Annotated in this window: 24 protein-coding genes and 1 pseudogene; 10 read left to right on the top strand and 15 right to left on the bottom strand. The window is 36.2% G+C overall.

The annotated features are described in order from the left end of the window. Positions 1 to 32: 32 nt before the first annotated feature. The 13 genes and pseudogenes from ONG78_RS07760 to ONG78_RS07700 all read right to left on the bottom strand — a co-directional run bounded on the left by ONG78_RS07760 (position 33) and on the right by ONG78_RS07700 (position 10543). Positions 33 to 602, bottom strand: a complete 570-nt coding sequence (locus ONG78_RS07760) for a phage baseplate assembly protein V (protein ID WP_205517798.1) — start codon at positions 600 to 602, stop codon at positions 33 to 35. Then, positions 592 to 1119 carry a hypothetical protein gene (locus ONG78_RS07755; protein WP_264378048.1) on the bottom strand — a complete coding sequence of 176 codons (528 nt, stop codon included), beginning with the start codon at positions 1117 to 1119 and terminating at the stop codon, positions 592 to 594. The genes ONG78_RS07760 and ONG78_RS07755 overlap by 11 nt, the downstream gene beginning before the upstream one ends. After that, positions 1100 to 1581 (bottom strand): annotated as a pseudogene (locus ONG78_RS07750) (phage tail protein). The gene ONG78_RS07755 and the pseudogene ONG78_RS07750 overlap by 20 nt, the downstream one beginning before the upstream one ends. Next, on the bottom strand, positions 1574 to 1894 hold the full coding sequence (locus ONG78_RS07745) for a head-tail joining protein (RefSeq protein ID WP_174516711.1): 321 nt from the start codon (positions 1892 to 1894) through the stop codon (positions 1574 to 1576). The pseudogene ONG78_RS07750 and the gene ONG78_RS07745 overlap by 8 nt, the downstream one beginning before the upstream one ends. A gap of 83 nt (positions 1895 to 1977) precedes the next feature. Then, positions 1978 to 2982 (bottom strand): major capsid protein, encoded by a 1005-nt coding sequence (locus ONG78_RS07740; protein WP_164224824.1) that lies wholly within the window; start codon positions 2980 to 2982, stop codon positions 1978 to 1980. Positions 2983 to 3007: 25 nt separating this feature from the next. After that, positions 3008 to 3376 (bottom strand): head decoration protein, encoded by a 369-nt coding sequence (locus tag ONG78_RS07735; protein WP_264378047.1) that lies wholly within the window; start codon positions 3374 to 3376, stop codon positions 3008 to 3010. Between the two features lie 77 nt (positions 3377 to 3453). Then, positions 3454 to 4500, bottom strand: coding sequence for a S49 family peptidase (locus ONG78_RS07730; protein ID WP_264378046.1), 1047 nt, complete (start codon positions 4498 to 4500; stop codon positions 3454 to 3456). Beyond that, a complete protein-coding gene (locus tag ONG78_RS07725) occupies positions 4497 to 5915 on the bottom strand; it encodes a phage portal protein (protein WP_264378045.1) in 1419 nt (472 codons plus the stop codon). Before ONG78_RS07725 ends, ONG78_RS07730 begins: the two co-directional genes overlap by 4 nt. Then, the gene (locus ONG78_RS07720) at positions 5915 to 6139 is read right to left on the bottom strand and encodes a gpW family head-tail joining protein (RefSeq protein WP_187297528.1); all 225 of its coding nucleotides are present in this window, start codon (positions 6137 to 6139) and stop codon (positions 5915 to 5917) included. The genes ONG78_RS07725 and ONG78_RS07720 overlap by 1 nt, the downstream gene beginning before the upstream one ends. A gap of 3 nt (positions 6140 to 6142) precedes the next feature. Further along, on the bottom strand, positions 6143 to 7966 hold the full coding sequence (locus ONG78_RS07715; RefSeq protein WP_264378080.1) for a phage terminase large subunit family protein: 1824 nt from the start codon (positions 7964 to 7966) through the stop codon (positions 6143 to 6145). Next, positions 7963 to 9447 carry an ankyrin repeat domain-containing protein gene (locus ONG78_RS07710; RefSeq protein WP_264378044.1) on the bottom strand — a complete coding sequence of 495 codons (1485 nt, stop codon included), beginning with the start codon at positions 9445 to 9447 and terminating at the stop codon, positions 7963 to 7965. The genes ONG78_RS07715 and ONG78_RS07710 overlap by 4 nt, the downstream gene beginning before the upstream one ends. Positions 9448 to 9466: 19 nt before the next feature. Beyond that, positions 9467 to 9937, bottom strand: a complete 471-nt coding sequence (locus tag ONG78_RS07705) for a hypothetical protein (protein WP_226079475.1) — start codon at positions 9935 to 9937, stop codon at positions 9467 to 9469. Positions 9938 to 10072: 135 nt separating this feature from the next. Then, a complete protein-coding gene (locus ONG78_RS07700; protein ID WP_264376793.1) occupies positions 10073 to 10543 on the bottom strand; it encodes a RuvC family protein in 471 nt (156 codons plus the stop codon). Positions 10544 to 11359: 816 nt separating this feature from the next. Here ONG78_RS07700 and ONG78_RS07695 point away from each other — a divergent pair. The 7 genes from ONG78_RS07695 (at position 11360) to ONG78_RS07665 (ending at position 18464) form a co-directional block, all read left to right on the top strand. Next, entirely contained in the window at positions 11360 to 11851 is a 492-nt protein-coding gene (locus ONG78_RS07695) for a sigma-70 family RNA polymerase sigma factor (RefSeq protein WP_264378043.1), read from the top strand. A 51-nt stretch (positions 11852 to 11902) separates the two neighbouring features. Further along, complete coding sequence (locus ONG78_RS07690; protein WP_077188248.1) at positions 11903 to 12700, top strand: ATP-binding protein; 798 nt, start codon at positions 11903 to 11905, stop codon at positions 12698 to 12700. A gap of 23 nt (positions 12701 to 12723) precedes the next feature. Then, on the top strand, positions 12724 to 12897 hold the full coding sequence (locus ONG78_RS07685) for a hypothetical protein (protein ID WP_264378082.1): 174 nt from the start codon (positions 12724 to 12726) through the stop codon (positions 12895 to 12897). A gap of 456 nt (positions 12898 to 13353) precedes the next feature. Beyond that, positions 13354 to 14763 carry a group II intron reverse transcriptase/maturase gene (ltrA, locus tag ONG78_RS07680; protein WP_264377711.1) on the top strand — a complete coding sequence of 470 codons (1410 nt, stop codon included), beginning with the start codon at positions 13354 to 13356 and terminating at the stop codon, positions 14761 to 14763. Between the two features lie 8 nt (positions 14764 to 14771). Beyond that, entirely contained in the window at positions 14772 to 15197 is a 426-nt protein-coding gene (locus ONG78_RS07675) for a hypothetical protein (protein ID WP_264378042.1), read from the top strand. Further along, complete coding sequence (locus tag ONG78_RS07670) at positions 15194 to 16420, top strand: AAA family ATPase (protein WP_264378041.1); 1227 nt, start codon at positions 15194 to 15196, stop codon at positions 16418 to 16420. Before ONG78_RS07675 ends, ONG78_RS07670 begins: the two co-directional genes overlap by 4 nt. A gap of 22 nt (positions 16421 to 16442) precedes the next feature. Beyond that, positions 16443 to 18464, top strand: coding sequence for an AAA family ATPase (locus tag ONG78_RS07665; RefSeq protein WP_264378040.1), 2022 nt, complete (start codon positions 16443 to 16445; stop codon positions 18462 to 18464). Positions 18465 to 18476: 12 nt separating this feature from the next. On the opposite strand, the gene ONG78_RS07660 is transcribed toward ONG78_RS07665, so the two are convergent. Both ONG78_RS07660 and ONG78_RS07655 read right to left on the bottom strand, forming a co-directional pair. After that, a complete protein-coding gene (locus ONG78_RS07660) occupies positions 18477 to 19586 on the bottom strand; it encodes a hypothetical protein (protein ID WP_264378039.1) in 1110 nt (369 codons plus the stop codon). Beyond that, entirely contained in the window at positions 19552 to 20748 is a 1197-nt protein-coding gene (locus tag ONG78_RS07655; RefSeq protein WP_264378038.1) for a hypothetical protein, read from the bottom strand. Before ONG78_RS07655 ends, ONG78_RS07660 begins: the two co-directional genes overlap by 35 nt. A 318-nt stretch (positions 20749 to 21066) precedes the next feature. On the opposite strand from ONG78_RS07655, the gene ONG78_RS07650 reads away from it, so the two are divergent. From ONG78_RS07650 to ONG78_RS07640, 3 genes are all read left to right on the top strand, one after another. Next, on the top strand, positions 21067 to 22698 hold the full coding sequence (locus ONG78_RS07650) for a recombinase family protein (protein ID WP_264378037.1): 1632 nt from the start codon (positions 21067 to 21069) through the stop codon (positions 22696 to 22698). Beyond that, the gene (locus tag ONG78_RS07645; protein ID WP_264378036.1) at positions 22628 to 24094 is read left to right on the top strand and encodes a YifB family Mg chelatase-like AAA ATPase; all 1467 of its coding nucleotides are present in this window, start codon (positions 22628 to 22630) and stop codon (positions 24092 to 24094) included. Before ONG78_RS07650 ends, ONG78_RS07645 begins: the two co-directional genes overlap by 71 nt. Before the next feature lie 77 nt (positions 24095 to 24171). Beyond that, entirely contained in the window at positions 24172 to 24669 is a 498-nt protein-coding gene (locus ONG78_RS07640) for a hypothetical protein (RefSeq protein ID WP_264378035.1), read from the top strand. Positions 24670 to 24867: the final 198 nt, after the last annotated feature.

The raw sequence follows: 24867 nt of genomic DNA, 5'->3' as shown, positions 1-24867 counted from the left end.
TTATCATTATTAGCTCTAACATTTTTCTCCGGCTAGTTTAAATCTATTTTTTTCGCATTTAACTTAATGCCACTCTCAGTAATCTCTAGACTTGAGTTCCCAACCTGTAAGACAATCTTTTCATCAGTTATATTTGAACTTGATTTTCCCGTTTTTAAAATAACTTCCTTACTAGTTACTTCCATTTGCGTTTCTTTCACTGCAAAAACAAGAGCTCCTTCTTCTTTGACAGAAATTGTAAACTTATGACCATTTCGGTCATAGTAAATAACTGTTCCATCTTTAAAAACAAAACCGCTTACTTCTTCCTTACTTCCTTCTGGAATAGGATATTTTTTATAATAAATTGCAGGTAAGACAATCCCTTTGGCAATTTCACCAGATGGCGAAAGTACTATCACCTGTTCTCCAATACTTGGTGCAGACCAACTTCTGTCTTCTCCAGCTCTTGCTGTTACCCATGGCAACCAGTCTGTTAATATATTACCTATCATTTTTACACGTACCTTAGCCGTTCCACAGCCTACTTCTTCGACTGTGCCAACTCTAATCAAGTTATTAAGTTTTATTAGTAAGTTCGCATCTTCAAAACTATTCATCATTTTTGCCAACCTTTACATATTTATGCTTATTAGCAACTCCAATATCAGGCGTAAACCCAATGTAAATAGTACTCGGCGGAATACTACTCTCTGCCCATACTGAATCACCAAGATGTACTTCATGCACCCACTCTACCATCCACACTAAATATGCATCGAGCTCTGGCCTAAAATCATCTCCTCCTCCTGAGATAAATTCTCCTGGTGAAATTTTCTCCACTTTCCAAGTGTTTTTATTTACCACTCTTGCTACTTCTGCCGCCAATGCTCTGACAATAATAGGTGCATTTTCTATTGTGCTATCAATCACAATTCGTGCTTCAAATTTTGCTCTCAGCGCTAATTCTTCTGTTCCTGGATCATGTCCTTTTTCAAAGCCACTAAGTTCTATAAATACTGCTGGTGCTATCAATTCTTTCCTGATTGCTGGATAAACCTCACAAGTTTGAATTGCTGGTATCTCTGCCTTTAGCGTATTACAAATTGCCTCATGTAAATTAGTCCAAAATGCCGTCATAAAATAACTCATGTGTAAAATATTTTTCAAATATCCTTTCAACTTCATAATTAACAATATTATCCTTGAAGCCTCAGGTTCAAGTGGTAGTTTAACCTCCTGTATCGGTAGTGCTGTTCTTCCTACACGTTTAAAAATACCACGATAGCCTCTTGGCATTGTTGCCATAAATTCATCATTAAATGCTGTTCTTATTTTTGCTTGTTTTATATTTATATCATACAGATATGCTCTAATTAAAACTTTCAAAGTGCTTTTTCTTGACTTGATGATTCTTAGTCTTTTTCTAATTACTTTCAGCCTAATTTGCTTTTCTTCACTGATTTCTCGGACAGCCTGAGATTTTAACCATAGTGCCGTTTTGTTTAGCGCTCTTACCGCTGCCAACTCTACTTTAGCTTTGTTAGCATCAATGTCGTGAGTAATTCTCTCAATGTTTTCATTAACTTCAATTTTAAACATCTTTCTCTCCAAGTACTGTACAGTTTATATTCCAAACTATTCCTGAATTACCTCGCAGTGGCGGAGAATATACTTTATATTTACAACCATCAATAACAAAAATATCTCCCACCATTGGCCTGAGTACATCAAAAACGCTTACCTCAAGAAAAAGCATCTCTCCCACAAATTGTCCTTCACCAATCTCGTATAATTTATCTGGCTGTTGCTTTAGTACTTGTACCATATATGACTTATCCTTTGATTCATACAAAGCTACTTTTCCTAAATGAGCAAAACAATCTTTAAATAATCTCTTAATATTCTCTTGCACATTTCTCCGCTATATACTAACATTTATATGCTAAGAAGAGGTAAAGCATTCTTCTGCCTCACACCGCTTTATATTTGCTCTACCTATGTTGCAACGATCTTGACTAGTATTGCTGGACGGTGGCACATTGGCAGAGGGTTTGACTGCGTATGCAAATCAGTCCCTCTATCAAATCTTCTTGGCTCTTGTTTTGCATAGAGTGGCTGTCCAAGAGTATTCACTGTTTCATTAAAATCTGCTGGTGCAAAATATGTTGTAAATGTGCTTGCTGTTCCTACTGGAAAACAGTGCCCCGTATCCCTTTCTATAAATCTTCTCACGGTTCCTTCAGGATCAGTTGCTTGTCCTCTATATTCCTCAAACGTTATTCCACAGAACGTAAATCCTGACCTCATATCATTTCTTAGCGCTGCTCCTTCTTGCCATCTCTCATATGCTTCTTTCACTTTAGCATGAGAAGTAAGTGCATCAAAAAACTCAGGGCTTACTAAAGCATGAATTCCTGTCATATATTCACCACTTAGATTATCTTCTATGTGCCTCAATACTTCCAGACACTTACGTTTTACATCAGTTATCGCTGCTCCCAGTGCAAAATTTACTACTTTTGGTGTTATTTCAAATTCGTTGTACAGATTTAACAATTCACTGCCATCTGCGTCCAGAATTATTCCTTTCAGCGCTCCCATACGCAAATGCTCCAACGTTATTGCATGTTTATTTCTCATTAGCTGCAAATGGTCAGTTATTACATCTGCCAGCGCTTTAAGTTCACTTTCTGATCCAAATGCTCTTATTCCCTGTACTTCTTCTGGTAACACTACATCATCATGCGGAATATGTGGAATCGTAAATGTTCTTACCTTTCTTTTTCCTCTTTTTCCTACTGTTGCTGGTGCTCCGGGTACTTGCGTTGGTAGTAAACTTAATACTCCATTTTGCTCTTCTATGGTAATATGTCTAAATCTTACTGACCTACTTGGAAACAAATTTAAATTTTCAACACGTCCATAATTTATCGGCAATATATTCATCGCATTTGTTAGTGCCGTCATGCTAAATGCTGTATTCGTAAATGGATTTTGCATTCTTTTTCCCCCTTATTAATTTAAGTTACACTCCCTTGCGGACAATGATCCCTCGTGCTTCAAGTTGCTTTATTGCTGCAGCTTTCTGCTCTTCAGTGATATTTGCTGGCCACACAACCGCATGATCAGCTAGCATTGCAACACGAGTAATAATTACTGCTTTAGCATTTTCTGTCGCATTTACATCACTTACTACTGCACCTATCGCTGTTTGTGTACCATCTGTGGCAGTTGGATTTATTATCTTAACCATGCTATCTTTATCGAGAGCCACTACTGTACCAAGCTTTAGGTTCTGCCCTTTTGCTACTGTTATCTGATCTCTTGAATATAGACTTGATGCTTCATACTTTAATAAGTCACCCAGATTATTTTGTTCGCTTATACAACTCATAAAATTTCCTCATTTATTTTCCCCTTTAGTTTTACCGCCATGTTTGTAATTGTTGTACGCGGCGGTTATAAAAAAACTTAAATACTTGATTGCGCTCTAGTCCTTGCTACCTCCATCATCAACTCTTCTCCTGAATTCTGCGGTATTGCACTCAGTATCTCTGTCTTTTTCGTTCTCTCTGCAAGTAATTCCATTAAAACTTCCCTAGCTTGCTCAACACTTACACTTTGCTCAATAAATTCTCCTATCTTTTCTGGCATCTTCGATAAATTACATAAACGTATTAATTCAAGAACTTCAGTACGATACTTGGTTAAATTATCAGTTTCTAGGTCATTTGTAGTTTGTTCATTCATAGTAATACTCCTGTTTTTATTAATAGATGAAAGAATTGTCATTCCGTCTGCAAGGCCTATTTCTACTGCATTTTCACCAAAGTAAAGCCCTGCTTCTGTTGATCTAATCTTTTCAATTGAAAGACCTCTGTTCCTTGCTATAAGCTGCAAAAATATTTCATATAGACGATCTACTTCCTTTTGTAAGCTTTCCACACTTTCTGATGTTATCGGTTTATGTGGATTTAAATCATTTTTTCTACTTCCTGCAAATACTGTGGTATATTTTATTCCACATTTTTCATTAAATCCACTTTGATCTATATGACTTGCAATTACCCCTATGCTTCCTACTCCTGAGGTTCTGCTCACAAATACCTTTTCAGCGCTAGAGGCTATAGCGTACGCAGCAGAATATGCATCATCATTTGCTATCGCTATTATCCTCTTTTTTGCTCTTGATTCATAAATAAAGTCAGCTAGGTCAAATATACCGTTTACCTCTCCTCCGGGGCTATCTATTTCCAGTATAATTGTCTCTATGCTACTATCTGCTAATGCTTGTGTAATTTGTTCTTCTATTTGCTCATATGATGTCATTCCGAGCATTTCATCAAATGCACCAGGTTTTTTAGTTAAAATGCCATGTATCGGTATTATTCCTCTTTCACTATTTCTTACTGCATGTTTTATATTTTTAAAGATAGGCTGCTTTCCTGTTTGTAGTGACAGTAACTCAAAACTCCTTGGCTCTACCATTACACATCTGTTTAGCCATTGTTGTTTCATATCACCTCTTGATTTGCAGTAACCTCAGAATCAAAACTTAAGCCCAGTTCGCTTGCACGTCTTTGATCTTCTGCTATTTCTTGGTCAATTTCTTCAACATCGTAACCCATTTCTGATACTACCTCTGCTCGACTTTTGAAGCCATTTCTTACTGCCATTTGTTGTGCTTGCTGATCTTTCAGTGGATCCACCCAATCAAATCCCTGTGGTATCCATTTTACTTCTTCTTTTGCTGCTTTTACTACTTTTTCATCTATACTCAGTTCTCCACAAAGCACTGCTAATTCTAGCCATCTATTCCAAATAGGTCTACAAAACTGGAACACTATCACGTTATGCTGTAACATTGCACACCTTCTGCGAAACTCTATTAATCCTGCTCTGATTGATGAATAATTAACGCCACTTAGATCCCCAGTTAGTTGCTCATATGTTATTCCTGTACCTATTGCTATTGCTCTCAGCTGCTGTCTCATGAATGCTTCATAACTTCCTCCAACATCCGATGGTTCTGAAAATTTTATATCTTCTCCTGGGTCTAAAAGCTGCATTGTTCCAGGCTCTAAACCAGATAGTGCTACTCCTTGCTCATTACTTTCACCTTCTCCTAAAATATTTGCTTCTGGATCGAGTCTCGTAATAAATCCTGCAAACATCGCCGCTGTCTTTTTTCTCACTAGCTCTGCATCATCGTATTGATCAAGCTCATAGAGCTTTAGCAGTATATTAGAAAGCCATGGCTCTCCCCTAATTTGCCCAGGTCTTAGTGGTCTATAGATATGTAAAACATCGTTTGCTGGTACTCTCACTGATTCACCAAACGAGCCTTCACCAGGGTGTTCTTTAAATAGGTAATATGCTTCTCTCTGCCCAAGTCTATTGAACTCAATCCCGTTTCTTATTATATTACCATTTCCTAAAGTTTGATTTGTTTTATTATCTAAATGTTCAGACTCAAGTACTTGCAGTTGTAATGGCACAGAAAATCTATCTTCCAGCTTTCTCGTTCTTAAACGTACAAAACATTCTCCTCCCTCTATCATACTTCTGCATACTAGAGCTTGTAATCCATAAAAATCACTTATTCCACAGCTATCTGCTTCATCTGTCCATTTTAGCCATAACTCTTGCACTTTCTTTCGAAATTCTCCATCTCTTGCTTTTGATTGCGGTTTTATTCCTGTTCCAATCGAGTTACTTACTATTGTATCAATGATATTTGCTGCATATGGATTTTTTCTTACCATATCACGAGAGCGGCTACGCAAGTGCTCAAGGCTTTGAGAGAGTAAATTATTTATGCTTCCCGTTTCTCCTTGCCAATACATTACCCTTCTTCCTGAGCCAGATGCATCCCAGGCTGAGCTTTTGATTTTTGGCTTGCTAAATAGTTGTTTGAATGATTTTAGTAACATTACAAAACTCCCTTGTTAGTAGCAAAAATAATTTTCCTCTTCGGCTTCATTCCAACAATCTTTAGTTCAGCCTTAATACGTTGTCTTAAGCTTAGTAAATCATTTATATCTACTTCTGCATATCTCACCACATGGTCACCATATGCAATTGATACCACTCGCTCTCCGTTTTGCAGCTTCTTTATCGCTTCTTCAATTTGAACTAAATACTCTTCGTTATACATTTACTACTTGCTGATCCACTTACTTTTCACTATTTTCTTTGATTTTTTACTTTCTGGTTTTTCACTTAAACTATTCCATTTACTCTCTGGCCATCTGTCTACTCCCAGTGCTATTGATGCTGCTCTTGCGTAAATTCGGCAATCTAATACTTCATTTCTTTCTCTTACTTTTTGCCACTCTTGTTTGGTGTATCCTTTTACTACCTTGCTGACTAATTGCTCTGCCGTTAGCTGCTTAAAATACTCAGGTGCATACTCGGGAAAATGACAATACCCTGCTGGCACTTTCTCTTCTTCTTTTAAAACATTAAGTAATTGAAAAAGTTCTGACTTTAATATCGATACTCCTACTGGCCATAGCTTTATTCCTCTTTTCAGCTTTTGCCCACCAACTGTTATATCTACTCTGCTTGGACTGCTAAGTGGTACTAGAGCTTTATTTACACCTTTCACTGCCATTACTTTCCCAGACCCCTGATGACTCCTCACCCAGTTATATACTTCTTGCGTTGCATATCCAGCATCTACTGCCATCATACTTATCATATATTCAAGCCCATTTTCACCGATAAAATGATGATTTAACAGCTCTGAAAGCTTTTTCCATACTTCTCCACTTCCTGTATCTCCTTCAAATACTCGGTAGTCTATTGACCAACTTTCACGGCTTTTTCCCCATGCTACAACTTCTACTTCTAACCGATCTTTTTGAACATCAACACCTGCAGTAAGTACCACTTCTCTCTTAGGTACTGTGCCTACGGGAAAAAATTCTCTTCTGTTGAATAATTGCTTCCAGTCTGGTACTTCTCCTTTATCTACCCAGGTTTCTCCAAGCGTAGTATTTATCCAAACCTTCAGTAATTGTTCACTTTCTTTTGCATGGAGAAAATCTTCTACTGCTTGTTGCCAACTATACCAGCCAACTGGACTATAAAGACTTGAAAGATGAAATCCTTTTTTCTCACCTTTCATTGGATTAGTAGCTCTCCATTCTCCACGTTCAAGCATCTCTGTCTTTTGATGATTTTCTATCTTTTCACCACATTCTATACATATATAGTGTGCTGTATTTGGATTTTTATCTTCCCATTTTATTTGTGACCATTTTAAAACTTGATAGTAATTACAATGCGTACATGGAACAAAAAAGTATCTCTTATCTGTTGCTTCAAATTCCTTCTCAATTCTGCTTATTCCATGAGTCGTTGGTGTTGATACTAAAAAAATCTTTCGCCGTGCAAATGTATTGGTACGAGCTATGCTGAGTAAAACCGGATCTCCTTCACCTCCTGAATCTCCTGGATAGGCATCTATTTCATCAAGAAAGAGATATTTTACTGGCATAGATCGGAGGCTTACACTGCTGTTTGCTCCGGTTATTACTACTATTCCACCTGGAAATTCCTTACTTTGTACAGTATTGCCTGAATCTCTTGACCTTGGGTCTTTTACTTTACTTTTTAAACATGGCGTACTCTCTATTAATGGAGCAAATCTTCCTTTTGACCAACGTTTTCCCATTTCAACTGTTGGCTGTACTACTAACATTGGACCTGGTGTTTGATCGATAATATAGCCAATCCAATTGTTACCAGCTTCTGTTCCCCCAATCTGCGCTCCTTTCATAAATACTACTTTTTCTGCTGGTGAGGACGGAGAAAGTGAATCCATGATTTCTTTTAAATAAGGAGTTCTTTCCGTTCTCCATTTTCCTGGCTCTGATGCTGCAGTTGGTGCTAAAACTCGATACTCATTTGCCCACTCTGATACTTTAAGCTGGGGATCTGGTCTTAAACCTTCAGAAAAAGATGTGGCGTATATCATTGTCTGCATCTACTCACAATTGACTCTATCTCAACATCATTAACAGTAGAACTACATTCCTCCAGTTCCATAAACATCTTTTTCTGAAATTCGTTTTCTATATATCTTTTGTTCATCTGACTTATGATTATTGCTATAACAAGCGCAAATACCCCTGTTATTGTTGCAAAAATGATTGCACTGCTTATTGTTGTTGCTGTTAAACCTATATATGCCGCTACTGCTATTGCACTAATTGAAACATAGATGCAGACAATATTATTATGTTTTTTCATCCTTTTATCTGCTATTTCTCTCTGTGCTATATATTTATTATGAAGGGTTGGAAAATTAACAACGGTATCTCTGCAGAGTAACGCTCCATTTTTTTCATTAAATAAAACTTTAAGTAATTCTAAATTATTTGACTTGATTGCTAAGTGCAAAACAGGTGTATAATTTGCTCCTTTTTTCAGCAATAACTTTACTACATGTAAATGCCCTTTTTCCGCAGCAAGGTAAATCGGTGATAGACCTTTATTATTTACAATATCAATATTGATTTCTTCTTTTAAAATTGCATCTACAATCTCAATTTCTCCCATTTGTGCAGCTAAATGGAGTAGACTATTCTTTTCAGAACCGTATTTATTACTCACCAAAGCCTTCTTTATCTCAGGTTTAGCGTAATCAAATGGTGTCTTGCCGCTATCGTCTTTTACCAGAGGGTCTATATCTTCTCGCGTTAGTAAAACTTCTATTGTTTTAAGTCTTTCAGCGTAATGTAGTGGTGTTTTATTTTCGTAGTCTTGTAGATTCACTTGAGCATTAGGCTCCTTTATTAAGCATTTGAGAATATCAAGACATAAGTCTCTTTCATCGTAATTAGTATTACTTACAGCTATATGCACAGGCGACAATTTCATTGAGTTTTGTCCCATGCGTGCACTATTTACATCTGCTCCAAGTTTCAGCAGTAACTTTACTATCTCTAACTTTTTATTATTAACTGCATAGTGCATTGGTGTCTGATTTCGTCCATCAAAGACATCTATTTCAGCGCTTCCTTCTTCCACTAAAATTTTAACAACATTCTCATGTCCTATACCTGCTGCTAGATGTAATGGAGTATGATGCAAAGCATTTCGTACATTAACGTCAATACCTTTTCCTATCAAATATCTAACTGCATTAACTTCACCTATCATTGCAGCTAAATGAAGTAAACTATCTTGTTCTGACCCGTATTTGTTACTAATTAACGCTTTCAATATTTCTGCTTTTTTCCCTTCTTTGGCGTAATCAAGAGATGTTTTGCCATCATTATCTTCTACAAAAGGATTAATGTTCTTCTTCGTAAGTAACAAATCAACCATTCTTAATTCATCAAACTCTATAGCGCAATGCAGTGGAGTTTTTCCGTTTAACCCTCTAACATTAACATCTAATCCAGGTTGATTAATGAGGCACTTTATTAACTCTAAACTTAAGTTATCAGCCATTTTATATTCAAAATCTTCTTTATATTTGAAATTTAGTATTAGATAATTCTTGTAATGAGTTTGTAATCTCTTCAGTTAGCGCCATATGAATCTTTTCAGTGTCACTCAGTGATGCAAGCAGTGCTGAAACTCTATTTGGAATATTAAGCAAATTATTACGGACAACTCTTGCTACGTTAAATGCTTCAGTTTTTACCTCTTCAATTGACACAAATTTGCCTATTTCAGCTTTCACTTTAGCTTCCAAAAGTTTACCACGTTCGGTTTCATTTTTTATTCGCGTTTTTAGCAATATCGTTGAAAGTGTTTCTCCGCGCTCTTTTCTTCTCAGTGGTTGACTTGGATCTCTTATTGCTGCTACCGCTTCATTTGCTTGTTCTCGGTCAATAAGTCCATCTTCCAGCTCAACTATTCCTTTTTTTACTAAAGAACAGACATATTGCCTCGAAAACCCTTTTTCCCTTGCCCATTCTGCTTGCGTAATTCTCACCTTTTTTTTCTCCTTATTTTAGCACTGCTCAGCTATAATTTCGTAAGTAGTTAACATTTGAAATATGTCTAACGCTAAAGAAGGCCCGAGGTTGGGACCACCAAACCCGCCAGTATGGCTGAAAGGACCCACTTTTTATGATATTTTTAATACACTAAAATCTTTACTAAAATTCATAACATAGAACATTAAAGCTAAAGAATCTGCTTCATTATCATCTGTTGGACAAAAACCCTTTTCCTGTACTGCCTCAATGACATCAGCTTTACTTGCATTGCCTTTGCCTGTTATAAAGCGTTTGATAGTTTTCACAGATACACCTTTGTATGGCACATGATGTTCTTCACACCAAGCAGAAAGGTGTGCTAAAAACCCTCCATAGATATGTGCAGCATCAGTTCCCAAGTGTCTTCTCACTTCTTCAAAGTACACAACTTCAATACCTGGAAATTTATACTTAAGTGCATTAAGCCAATTACGAAAATTTAAAAACTGCATTCCACCACCACTAAACCTGCTAACATGAAAACTCTTACTTCCACTTTGTACTATTCCATCATGTAAAATAGTCCAGCCAGTTTGTTTACCAAGATCTAGGGTGAGCATTTACTTTCAGTTGTTGTGTACATATATATACAAGATTCGAAAAAATTATGTCCAAAAAATCTTTGAAATTTAACAACTAACATGAAAACTCTTTTACAGCCAGTTTGTTTGCTAAGCCTTTCAATTGTTGGTTACATATATATACAAGATTGGAAAAATTTTCGTCCAAAAAATCTTCAATTTTTGAAAAATTTTTCTCGAATTTGAAAACCTTACTTATCCCAAACATGATTTTTCTACTTTTAGAGGTTTTCTTATTATTCTAATCTTATATTTTATATGTTTTTATATATGTGTATATTTTTATATATGTATTATATATATATATTATATATAAGGGCTTTAGGAAGCTAGAATCCTCCATATTGGCGGACTTCAGATATGCCGTTCCTAGGAACGGTTTTAGGAACGCATGGTGAAAATCCTCCATACAGGCTAATTCTAGATTCCTGATTCCTAATTCCTGATTTAGGAAGCCAGTAATTAGGAACGGAACTTAAGATCATAGAGAGCACATTTTTCCCTCTTAAAAATTGGTGATATTGAATTTCAAAATATGAAATTCTTATATATTTTTAATATAACTTTAGGAAGCCTGAGCTACCCATTCTTAAAAATATTGAAATCCATTCAAAATAGGTTCCAAAAACCTGAACTGTATTATTTTAAATTGTATAAGTATTATTCTCAAAAAAAAATAACAGAATATCAATAGATTAAAAATCGCATCAGTATTATTTATTTTTGCTCCTGTCCTACATAAGGGCATTAATAACTCCCATCCTTAAAAGCATCAATTTGTTTTTAAGGAAAGTTATGAAATTACAAAACTACCATATAGTTATTAAAAATGTAAAATATCAAGCTTATAGACTAAAACTTGCTAAGTGCTTTATTGATGAGAATCTCGAAGACCTTGAGCAAGAACTCTTCTGTGAAATTTGGCCATGTCTTGATCAGTATGATGAAGATAAAAGTAGCTTTAACACTTTTGTAGCAAGACTAACTGAAAATAAAGCTATTAACTTGCTAAAGAAACAGCGATGTGCAAAACGCGATATCAATAACTATATTAGTATCGATGTAACAGAGCTACTTGAGGGTGAAATAACAAAACGCATTGATGTAGACTATATGATCTCGGTTTTACCAAAGGAATGGCAAAATATATGTGAGCAACTTAAATTTTTTAACTTACATGAAGTTGCCAAAATGAACAACGTTTCAAGAACCACTTTAAACAATATTATCAAGAAGATACGTGCCAAACTTTCTCCTATTTACTACGAAGGCAAAAAGAAAAATTGAACAAAATTTTTGCCTTTCTTGTATATATATACATCGTAGCATGGATAAATAATGGTTCTTAAAATTTTGAATAATAATGAAAGATTGCAAACAATATCAACTGTAAAAATGGTCATCTTTGGTCCTTATGGTATTGGTAAAACAAGTCTCCTAAAGACCGTAGATGAACCAACACTTTGCCTTGATTTTGAAGCAGGGCTTCTTGCTGTTCAAGATTGGCAAGGAGATTCAATTAGTCTTCGCACTTGGAATGAAGCTAGAGATATTGCTTGTCTTATAGGGGGGCCTAATCCTGCGCTGAAGTATGATCAAGCATATAGCCAAAGACACCATGAACATGTATCTGGTAAGTACAAAGATCTTTTCCCTGAGTTTTCTAAATACCGATGCATCTTTGTAGATAGTATAACCGTTGCTTCACGTTTATGTCTATTATGGGCAAAAATGCAACCTGAGGCTTTTTCTGAGAGATCGGGAAAACAGGACATGAGAGCTGCATATGGATTACTTGCTCAGGAAATGATGGCTTGGCTCAATCAATTTCAACACATCAGAGACAAAGACATCATCATAGTTGGCACTTTAGGTCAATATCTCGATGATTTCAATCGTCCAATTTGGCTACCTCAATGCGAAGGGACTAAAACTGCTAGTGAGATTCCTGGAATAGTTGATGAAGTAATCAGTATGGTTGGAATCAAGAGAGATGATGGAACGGAGAAACGCTCTTTTGTTTGCCACACTTTAAACCCTTGGGGATACCCAGCTAAAGACCGCAGTGGACGCCTGAGTATGGTTGAAGAACCGCATTTAGGCAAGCTGCTTACAAAGATTAAAAGCAAGTTTTAAAATTTAAACATGGAGAGTGATATATGTTACAAAACCTATTAACTGATTTTAACACTGTAAAACCGCAAAGTAGATTGATACCAAAAGGTACAATAGTAAAGGTAAAAATGACAATCAAGCCTGGAGGTTATGAGCATTGGTTTAGTGTGTCCAGAGAAGGTGAAGATGTTCAGTGGGAGTCAGACCCACCAGGATAAAAGTCGGAGTCCTGTAGCTAGGGTAGCAATGTGGAGGGAAACCAAAATGTTGAAGCCTACCGACAACGTTATCGTAGGATAATGGCGAATTACTAGGCCGCAGCGAAAACGAACACATAGGTGGCCCCGAAAAGATCTAAGTACTAAAGGCCGAGCCCACTGAACCAGGGCGAAAGCAATATAGGAGGCTGAAACACGAATGATACAGCATACCTACTTTAGCGGGGTGGTAGTGGCAGCATGGTAATAAGGACATATCAAGCAACTGGAGAAACCCTCCTCATCCCAAGGAGAAAAACCTTGGAGTGGTAGGTTCTATAACTGGAAAACAGGAAATGAACCGAAGATGAAAGGGTGGCGGATGGGTGTGTAGTAGCGAAGAAGTGGGGTAACGCCCATGGAGCAAAGGCACCCTACTAGTAGAGATCTTTTAACAAAAGGAAGGTAAAGGTAAAAATGACAAAAATGCCAATAAAATTACAAGACCTGAGAAGAAAGATATATATCAAAGCGAAAGCAGAACCGGAATGGCGATTCTGGGGAATCTATGTACACGTCTGCAAGATGGAGACACTAGAAGAAGCATATAAGCTAACAAAGAAAAGCAATGGGGCACCAGGAATTGATGGGGTAACATTCAAATCGATAGAGGCAGAAGGCTTAGAAAAGTATCTTCAGCAAATAAGACATGAACTAATAACCAAAACCTATAGCCCAAATAGGAACCGGAGAAAGGAAATACCAAAAGTTGGGGGAAAACTCAGAACGTTGAACATACCCTGCATCCGGGATAGAATAGTGCAAAGTGCACTAAAGCTAATAATTGAACCGATATATGAATCTGACTTTCAGGACGGATCATATGGATATAGACCCAAGAGAAAAGCGCATGAAGCAGTAAGCAGAGTAGCGAAAGCAGCAATCAAAGGCAATACAAAATGTATTGATGTAGACCTGAAATCCTATTTTGATAACGTACGACATCATATTCTCATGGAGAAAATTGCCAAGAGAATAAATGATAAAGAAATCATGCACTTGATCAAGCTAATCCTTAAGGTAGGAGGAAAACGAGGAATAGCGCAAGGGTCGCCGATCTCACCGTTGTTGAGCAATATATACCTCAATGAGGTAGACAAAATGCTAGAGAGAGCAAAAGAGGTGACCAGGGAAGAAAAATATCAACGTATAGAATACGCCAGATGGGCAGACGATTTAGTGATACTGATAGATGGGCACCAGAGATGGGAATGGCTCGAGAAATTAGTGTACAAAAGGTTACAAGAAGAATTAGCAAAACTAGAAGTAAGTGTAAATGAAGAAAAGACAAAAATTGCCAATCTAAAGAGAGGAGAAACATTCGGCTTTCTAGGATTTGACTTTCGAAAGAAAATTACAAAACAAGGAAAGTGGAGAGTACAGATAACACCACAGATGAAAACACGAACAAGCCTACTTCAAAAGTTGAAGAAGGTATTCAGTAACTATAAATCGCAACCAATACGGAGAGTGATTCAGATCATCAATCCGATATTGAGAGGGTGGGTAAACTACTTTAGAATAGGAAACTCAAGTCGAAGCTTCAGCTACGTTAAACAGTGGGTAGAGAAGAAAACAAGACGCAATATGATGCAAGCCAGAAAAGCAAAAGGATTTGGTTGGAAAAGGTGGAGTAGCGAATGTATATATGAGACCCTTGGTCTATATTCGGACTATAGAATAAGATATTACGTTCCGAAAGCCTTACCAGCACAATATGTTATAAACTTTGGTAAGAATCTACTAGGAAAGCGTAGTGCGGGAAATCCGCATGCTGCGTTTGATGAGGCGGGAATTGGAAACGTAAACATGGGAATTTTGGATTGAGGACCAACATGAAAATAATGGATCAGCCACCAAACCCTAAAGAGGCGCGCCAGTTCTCGACCCTACCTAAAAGCCCCACTACCGGTAGCATTTATTTAAATACAGAATTTACCGTTATTGAAGGCCCATACGCAAAGCACAAAATTTATCAAATAATTGGTATTAAAAGTAGTAAAGCAGAAGATACTTGGGGAGAAATGGGTCGTTCTATGCTTCGCAGTATCTTGGAATCGGCACGTGACATTCATCCACATGATAACTCAGAAAATGCAATCCTTGCTCGTAAGTTAAATTCAGTTGCAGAATTAAATGGCTTAGAGTTTACAGTAAAGGTAGGTGTTATAACTGATGAATATGGAGAGAAGAACAAAATTGCCTCGGTAGTTACTCCAGAATACCGCAAAAATTATGAAATTGACAGAGTACCATTTTGAAGTACGACGAGGAAAAGCTTTGGTCTGCTGTCGTTACTAGAGGTATTCAGGACGCAATAGGAAAAAACCCAAAGCTAAGAGAAGAAGCAATTAATTGGCTGAATTCAAAATCTTTTGAAACTGTTTGTGAGCTAGCTAATCTCAACTTTACACGTATGAAAAATATGTATGGGAATTTTATGTCTAAAAAGCAAAAAGAGTTAAAGATGTTATTGATTGATAATATCAAGGAGTGTGTTTCTTACCTACTTCCAAATGGTGAGTTTTACCGAGAAAAAACTTATATTGGAGACTTAAATGGAAATACAATTACAGTTAAAATAGTAGGTAAGGAAGCTGGTGATTGGCGTAATTTTACTGAAGGAACTGGTGGTGATATTATTGATCTTTGGATTTTAATTAAGGGTGATATATATTCTGCTAGAAAGTGGCTCAATAAAAAATCAAAGAGTGGAGAAAAAAAAGGGCGGAAAAGAGAAGAAAAAATATTTTCTGTAAAGCAGTACTTAAGTGATCAATCACCAATACCAGAAGATATAATAGCTCCACGAATTCTCACTCCAGGTGGTCTTTTAGTCATTGGTGGTACGCCAAAGGTTGGCAAAAGTTATTTTCTTCTCTCTTTGCTTGCACATCTTGCAGCAGGAGTGTCGTTTCTTAAGATGAAGTCAGCAAGGCCACTAAAAATAATCTATCTGCAAAATGAGATGGAGTACAATTATATCAGGGAACGCATACAACAAATCATAACTAATCAAAGGCTGCCAAATCTAGCAGAGGAAAACTTGATTGTTACTACAAAGATGAGATTAACTTTAAATGATGAAGGTATAGAGAGAATAAAAGATATAATAGGAGAAAAATTTAAAACGATAGATCTTATCGTTTTGGATTCTCTTGACTATGAAAATATGTTTTCTGGCCTGCAAAGCAGAGTAGAAAAACTACGTTCTGTAATTAATCCTATGGCTGGAATCATTATTACACGTCATACCAGAAAAGTATCCACAGCTACACTCGCAAAAAGTCCTTTTCAAGCTTTAATTGGTGCTAATGCTTTAAGAAGTTTTTATACATCTGGTATGGTAATGTTTCAACCAAATAAACGTGCAAATGTCTTGCAAGTAGTATATGAGCTAAGAAACGGTAAATCAATACCAGCAAAATTCATTAGCAGAGTAAATGGGCGTTGGCAGAACTCTAAAGTTATAGCTACGGCTTAATTTATCCACAAAAACCGACACTATGCTAGAGCTAAAAACTCAGCTTTTGCAAAACATCAGATCTTGTCTTTTTCATCTTTTACCAAGAGGGACATTTCGTGGTGATAAGTTTTATGTAGGTGATGTACAGGGTAACAAGGGCAAAAGTACTGTAATAGAGTTAACAGGCGAAAGAGCCGGATTATGGAAAGATTTTGCAACTGGAGAAGGTGGTGACATTATTGATCTTTGGGCAACGGTACACGGGAAGAATGCGAGAATAGAGTTTCCTGAAGTAATGCTCTCAATAAGTGAATGGCTTGGAAAAACCAACTTCAAAGAACAGAGAAATTTAGAACAATACTTAACTTGTAGTTGGAACTACTACGATGAAAATAACCAATTGATTGTAATAGTCTACCGTTATGATCCTCCTTTAGAGAAAAAACAGTTTAAACCATTTGATGTTAAAAAACAAAGATTCAAAGAGCCAGAAATAAGGCCACTCTACAACATTCCAGGTATTTTAAAATCTGATAAGGTTGTTCTGGTTGAAGGAGAAAAATGCGCAGAAGCACTTATAGAGAAAGGAATAACTGCAACAACAGCAATGTTTGGAGCAAATGCGCCTATTGATAAAACAGATTGGACTCCGCTTAAGGGCAAGCATATTATTATTTGGCCAGACAACGATGAAGCAGGTAATAAATATACCAAAAACGCTGAAAAGAGACTTTTAGAACTTGGTGTTGCATCACTTGCTACGCTTAAGATTCCACCGAATAAACCAAAGAGTTGGGATGCTGCTGATTGTGTGTTAGAGGGAATAAATATTGAAGAATTTATCGAAAAAAACTCAAGAAAAATAATTATTAAACCACCACTTGATATTTTTAGCTGGAGCGTAGAGCGTTTTGTAGGCCCAGTACCAAAGCAAAGATTCTTGGTTGAAGGATTATTTCCTTTGGGTGTAACCTCCATTTTGGCTGCAATGGGAGATACAGGCAAAGGTATGCTACTTCTTGACCTAGCCCTCAAGGTTGCAGGTAGCATAGATCAGGTATGCGGATTTGGTCCACTTGTTACTGAACATGGATCTGTGGTGGTATTTTCTGCGGAGGATGATACAAATGAAATACATCGTCGCTTAGAACGACTTGATCCAAAATGCGAGAGATTGAAATATAAAGGTAGGCTATTTATTGTACCATTACCAAACATCGGAGGATCTCTTACCATACTTAAGAACGTTCGCGGTAAAGTTGTAGAAATCTCTCCAGAATTTGAGTCGGTAATGAAGCAGCTGAGCAGGATAAAGGATTTAAAGCTCATTATATTTGATCCCCTTGCTTCTTTCATTCATGCAGATTTAAATGCTGATCCAGCAGTAGGGGATTATCTCATGTGTTTATTATCTGATTTAGCATGTAGCACTGGAGCTTCAATAATTACTGCACATCATATGAGAAAGCTGAAGGGAGAAAAGCCTATATCAACAGTAGAGCAAGCACGAGATGCTATTCGAGGCACTTCTGCTCTCGTAAATGGAGTCAGGTGTTCTTTTGCTTTTTGGCCTGTTGAAGATATGACTAAACCAATGATTTTTAGGTCAATTGGAAAAATCCCAAGACAAAATGCACTATTTTATGGAGCTGTTGTTAAAGCAAATGGCCTGGCTGATCGTACCATACGCACTTACCTAAGAAATGAAGAAACAGGGCTATTGGAAGACATCAATGAACAATTAAAAGCTCAAAATATTAGCGATAAAGATCTTAAAATATATCTTATTGATTCAATTGCGCGAGCTGCTATTTCAGGACATCCATTTACTCACACAGGAAGTGCAGGAATACATAAACAACGACATAGACTGCCTGAAGTTTTTCATAGTATGGGAAGAGATAGATTAGAGCGTATAGTGCAAGAGCTTTTACAGGCAAAGCAAATAGTTAAAGGAATGGCTAATGGTTCAAAAGAAGATAAATGGCTCGATATTAAAACAGGACCATTTGCACGTGGAGTGGGAAAATTTATTCATGGAGCTGAAAAAAACTATTTTTGATAACAAAAAACTCTATTTTTTTATAGTCAAAGTAAAAGGGTTAATACGATAACCATATGATGATCTTTGCCAACCAAGGGTTTGTATTACATCATCACGTTCAATACTTAATCCTAATTTCTCAGCAATCGTAGCTTTGATTGTTCTTTGCATTTTATTTAATGGTTTTCTGATTTGATGTTCTAAATCTGCTTCTAAACTAAGTCCCAAGAGTTTTTCTAACTGATTAATATTGAGAAGTGTATGTTTTTCAGGTGGTAATTCTTTCTCACAGTCATGTAAAAATTGCTTGAACAATATTCGAAAAATATTAAGGCATGATGCAGCTTTTTTATTTATAACTTCAATACTATTAACATATACCATACCTTTAACTACTTGTAACTCCAAAAGTTTTGTTGGTATAATTGGTTCAACACGTTTAAGCGAAATATATGAAGCTGGTAAAACTTGCAAAGAAGTATTTTCTACCACCTCTGGTACTCCTCTTTTATCTGCCTCTTGGAATATCTCAGTTACAGTCTTAAGCTGACAAAACAGTTTCACCATTGGCACTACATATAGATTCAGCAATAGATTTGGTATATCTTTTTTTAGAGTGATGAGAACTGTCGGATGGACTCTAAGTTTATCTATAGTTAAAAATATCGCATCAGTACAAAAATCAAGGATTATTAGATTTACAATACGACCTTGATTACAAATATAATAAACTCCTTTTTCCACTTTTTCCCACATAAGTCTTGAATCATTCAACTTTGTTTCAAACCAGTCTATGATTTTCTCTATATTTAAGTATATGGATAAGAGATGAAATCTCTGTTTTTTATAAGTATTAGGCAAAATATGACGAGAACAGTTTTCACAAATAGCGTCATCACATGCTTCATCAAAGTCTGGATCGATAAAAATCTCATTGCTACAACTTGGATCAATTACATTTGGCCAATCAAGATGATCTTCTTCACGAGAGCAAACAATATAGTACCTTTCTTGCATTTTTATCAATCCAAGATCAAATAAGTATCTTGCTGCTTTAATGTGATTTTGACTTGGATTAACCCAAGAACTATTTGAACTTAAAAGATCAGCAATTTGCTCGTGAAAGGATTTTAAGACCATAAGATTGTTCCATATGTTTCTTCAGGTCCTCCCTTTCTTTTTTATTGAGCGGATGCTCTGAATAATAAATTTCCCCACTTGATTTGAAAGAAAATGTTACCTTTTTGTTTTGGAACATTACTTTAGCTGATTGAATAGATTGTAGTATGTTGCCAATAGACGGCTTTAAAATATGTAACTCTGGTGCAATAGGATCGTACGGCTTTACACTCAAAGTAAGATATGTATTACTATTTTTAAAATAATCTGACTTAAAATTTAACTCAAATATACAAATATTAGGGTCAGAACCCTCTATACATGCTTGAAGGAATTTATGCACTTGTAGTAGAAAGTTCCTATCCTGTATATTTACAAAAGTACATTCGCAGTTAAAATAACCACTTACAATACTATTTGCTATTTCCACAGCTTTATTGGTATTTTTAGCACAGAGATTAACCTTTGTACCATCAATCGAAAAATCTAAAATCATCCACTCAGGTTTATGGCCATGAACAACTTTGTTTGAATTAAGCAGTAAATCCATGTCACTTCCTCGACGTACAAACATATATATCCGATCTTGATGATGGAAAAAACCCTGCAATTGGTTTTCAAACTTCAGTATCTGCTCTACAGCTTCTTGTGACATAAATTCCTTGAATGAAGTGTTTATTTGTCTTGGTGATTTCTGTAGAGCAAATGATACGAAACCTCTCTTTTGTACTTTATCAAAGTGATAGACAGATTTTAGAAGTTCACAATTTATGTGAAACAGTAAAAATAACAAGGATCTTTTATCATACTTAGTATTATTTTTTATCAGGTACGATCTCATTAACTCTTGAGTGAGGGCAAATCTTGCTACTTCACTGACTGTAGCTTCAAGTTTCGTACGATCAAAGTAGCTAATGAGATAATAGTTAAAAAGAGAGTCAGAGTAACTGGCAAGTATCTTACGTTTTTGTTGAGTGGATCTATCATCGTAGTCTCCGTCTTGAAAAAGTTGTCCATTTAAATGATTTTTAAAGCAATGCTGAAAAATAATGCTCAGTTGTTTACCAGAAAGGGAATCTAACCAAGACTGACGTATATTAGAATCCTGAAAACGATCTAATAAAAGGTTAACAGGAACTTCTAAGTCGCTCTCCCAGAATTTATGACTTGGATAAATCTCCATAACATATTAAATAAGCCATGTTATACATAATATGATGATTTAGGCAAAGATTTTTTGGACATAATTTCTTCAAATCTTGTATATTTATTAGGGAGAATTTGTGTGAACTAGATAGCTTTCTTAAACGAGACATAAGGTGTGCATTGGTTTAGTTTAATAGAAGTCTCCTAACCTATAAAAAAATTCACAGGAAGAAAAACATGCAAAAAGGAGAGTTGGCTATTTATTGGGGTTATAAGCCTAATCGATTGGCAGATACATATCTAGCAGATGCTTATGAACAATTATTGAAATGTAAAACAAAGGAGGTAGAAGAAAATGACAACCGTAAGCTTGTATGCAAGAGTTTCATCAAGACAACAGGCACAGGAGAATACGATAGAGAGTCAGATTGTAGAATTGGAGCGTCGCATTGGTAGTGATGGACATGAGTTATTAGATGAGCATAAGTTTGTCGATAATGGTTATAGTGGATCAAATTTAGAACGTCCTGGCTTAGAAAATTTACGTGATAGAGTAGCAGAAGGTAAGATTGATAAGATATATATTCATTCACCTGATCGGCTATCACGTAAATTTTCATATCAAATGATCTTACTCGAAGAGTTTAAAAAGGCTGGATCTGAAATAGTATTTTTGAATCATAAGTTTGATGATAATCCGGATTCCCATTTATTTCTACAGATTCAGGGAGCAATAGCAGAGTATGAACGTGCAAAGATTATGGAACGAAACCGTAGAGGTAAACTTCATGCGGCCAAAGCTGGGTGTATAAGTGTGATGGGTAGGGCGCCTTACGGTTATCGCTACATAGCAAAACATGTAGGTGAAGGAAGTGCTCAATTTGAGGTTGATGAAGAAGAGGCAAATATAGTGCGTAAAATATTTATTCGGGTTGGCCAAGAAAGAGCAAGTATAGGAGAAGTTGTACATGAACTGAATAAGATACCGGTAATAACACGAACAGGAAAAAGGTATTGGAAAAGGAGCACTATTTGGAACATGTTAAAAAATCCTGCTTATATAGGACAAGCAGCTTATGGTAAAACTAGGACATGCTCAAAACCACAAGTAAAAAAATCAAAAAAAGGAACTTGTGGTAAACTTAAAAGTGGTCGCTTTAATAGTGATAAAGAGAATTGGACTTATATTCCAGTACCAAAAATAATCAATGAGCATTTATTTGATTCAGTGCAGGCACAACTAACTGAAAATAGGCAAAGAGCAAGAGTACGACAAAGAAGAGAAACATATTTATTGCAAGGTTTAATGGTATGTCAACGTTGTCAATATACTTATTGTGGTACAAACCACGTTCATAAAAAGTCGACATATTATTACTATCGTTGCTCTGGTACAAACTCTAGCAAATTCAATGGCAATAAAATCTGCGATAATAAATCAATACGCACTGATATATTAGATGGAGTTATATGGGAAGAAGTCAAGAGTATCTTGAAAGAGCCAGATAGGATTGCAAATGAATATCAACGTAGATTATCAGAGAACAAAAAACCTTTACATAATCAAACACGTGAAAAGCAAGAAAGTAAGTTAAGATTAAGTATCAAAAAATTTATTGATAGCTATGCTAAAGGGTTTATAAGCCAAGAAGAATTTGAACCAAGAATCACAACAATGAAACAGCATTTGAAAGAAATTGAAGAAGAGAAAGAAAGAACGCTTGATCAAAAAAAACTACAACAAGAATTGAGCCTTGTTACAGATAGCTTGAAAAACTTTTCCTCAAGTGTTGAATCAAAGCTTGATCAAGTGGATTGGCAGACTAAGCAAAATATTATTAGAATGTTAATTCATCAAATTGAAATCAATCACAATCACTTGTATATAGTATTTCGCATAAAAAGTCTTGCAAATTTTGATCAAAATAGCCATAATAGAATTATGCAATGTTGTACTAGCAGTCAATATTGTTGGACTGCCGGATAAAACTGTTGCAGAATCCAGAGAGCGCATCAGAGCAGCGTTAAATTCAATCAATCTTCTGTTACCTCCAAAAAGGATTACGGTTAATCTTTCCCCTGCGGATTTGCTTAAAGAAGGTAGTCATTATGATTTAGCTATTGCTGTTGGATTACTTGTTGTAATGAATGTGATACCAGTTGAAAAAGTTCAGTCTTATATAATTATGGGCGAGCTTGCACTAGACAGCAGAGTCATACCAATCTCAGGAGTACTTCCAACAGCAATCAATGCAAAACAGGCAAATAAAGGAGTAATTTGCCCAAGGGGAAATGGAGTAGAAGCTTTATGGGTAAAGAATGTTTCTATTCTGGCTATAGAGAAATTAACCGATATTATCAGACATTTTAAGGGTGAGCAGTTAATTCAGCCGGTAACTTTTAACTATAGCGCTGCACCCAAAGAAAAAAATTCAGTTCCAGATATAAAGGATATTAAAGGTCAAGTTGTTGCAAAAAGAGCAGCTGAAATTGCAGCAGCAGGTGGACACAATATGCTCCTTGTTGGACCTCCTGGTACTGGAAAGTCAATGCTTGCTAAGCGATTTATAGGGCTATTACCTGATTTGACTGAGCAGGAGATGATTGATGTTAATATTATCTCTAGCATAACAAAAGCCGGTAACGAAACATTTAAAGTAACTCGTCCCTTTCGTGAACCTCATCACTCATGCTCGATGTCAGCGATGATAGGAGGAGGGAAAAATGCAAAGCCTGGGGAAATCACCATGGCTCACAATGGTGTGTTATTTCTTGATGAGCTACCTGAATTTCCAAGGCTTGTGCTTGATTCTCTACGTCAACCACTTGAAGATAGAAAAGTTACTATTGCACGTGCAAATGCTCACATTACTTATCCAGCTAATTTTCAACTTATAGCTGCAATGAATCCCTGCAGGTGCGGTTACTTAGGTGATGCAAGTAGATCGTGCAACAAAGCTCCAAAATGCGGCACAGATTACAAAAACAAAATATCAGGACCATTGCTTGATAGAATAGACATATGCATTGAAATGCCAAACGTTAGCATACTTTCTCCTGAAATCTCTGTGGAGGGAGAAAGTACCGAGGTTATAAGAGGAAGGGTGATAGCAGCGAGAAAAATTCAAACTGAGCGTTATAGTAAATTTAATATTCGTTGCAATGCAGAAGTCAGTGGTGAAGCATTAAATAAATTCACTGAACCAGATCAGGAAGGGTTAGAATTGCTAAAATACGTACTGAAAGAAAATTACATTTCCAATCGAGGCTATACACGTGTATTAAGAGTCGCAAGAACCATTGCAGATCTTGCGAAAAGTGAGGAAATAAAAAGAGCACACATCTCAGAAGCGCTGAATTACAGAATAAGAATGTATAAATAAATTAATTTACTTGACGGGCAGCTTTTTTTTGCCATATACTACCATTAGTGAAATTTTAATATTTTAGGGGTAGAGTTATGAAATGGACAGAATATAAATATCAGAATGGGAATGGCCTTCCTTATGCTATTACACAAGGATACAAAGAAGCTGAAGCATACTGGGGAATTCTAGGTGCTGCTAGTGGAGCTGGTCAATATGCTATGAATAATAAAGGGAGAACAGGTGCAATTGCTCTTGTTACACTTTCAGTGGTGGCGCTTACGGCTGCTTATTTCTTAAGTCCAGCTTATGCAACTTTTGTTGGTACAGTTGGAACAAAAGCTGCAACACTCGTTAGTCCTGCGATTACTGCAATGTCTGCATTTGCAGTTGCTCATCCACTTGTTGCTAGTTTGGTAGTTCTTGCTGCAGTAGCAGCTTTAATAACTGCACCTGTGTATGCATATATGAACAGTAGTAAGGCAAATCAAATTGAGAAAGCAGGTAAATTGCTTAATGGTGAACAACCAGAAACCCAATTAGAGGAGATCAAACAAGTACTTGGGGTACAAAAAGGAACTGCGAAAAGCTAGTAGCAGTTTTCAATAAAAAGGGATAGGCTTCTATCCCTTTTTCACAATTTTTTTTTGCATTCTAAGTAGTGCTGTTTGAAAGCCTGCAATTATTATACCTACTGATTAACAATGTTAAGAATAAGTAAATCTTGTTTACTGTTTGCGTATGTCAAAATGAAAAATGTTTGCATATTGTTAAAAAAGCAGTAACTTGTT

Source organism: Wolbachia endosymbiont (group B) of Philonthus cognatus, assembly GCF_947179345.1.
GTDB lineage: Bacteria > Pseudomonadota > Alphaproteobacteria > Rickettsiales > Anaplasmataceae > Wolbachia.
This window is presented reverse-complemented; position numbering and strand designations above follow the sequence as displayed.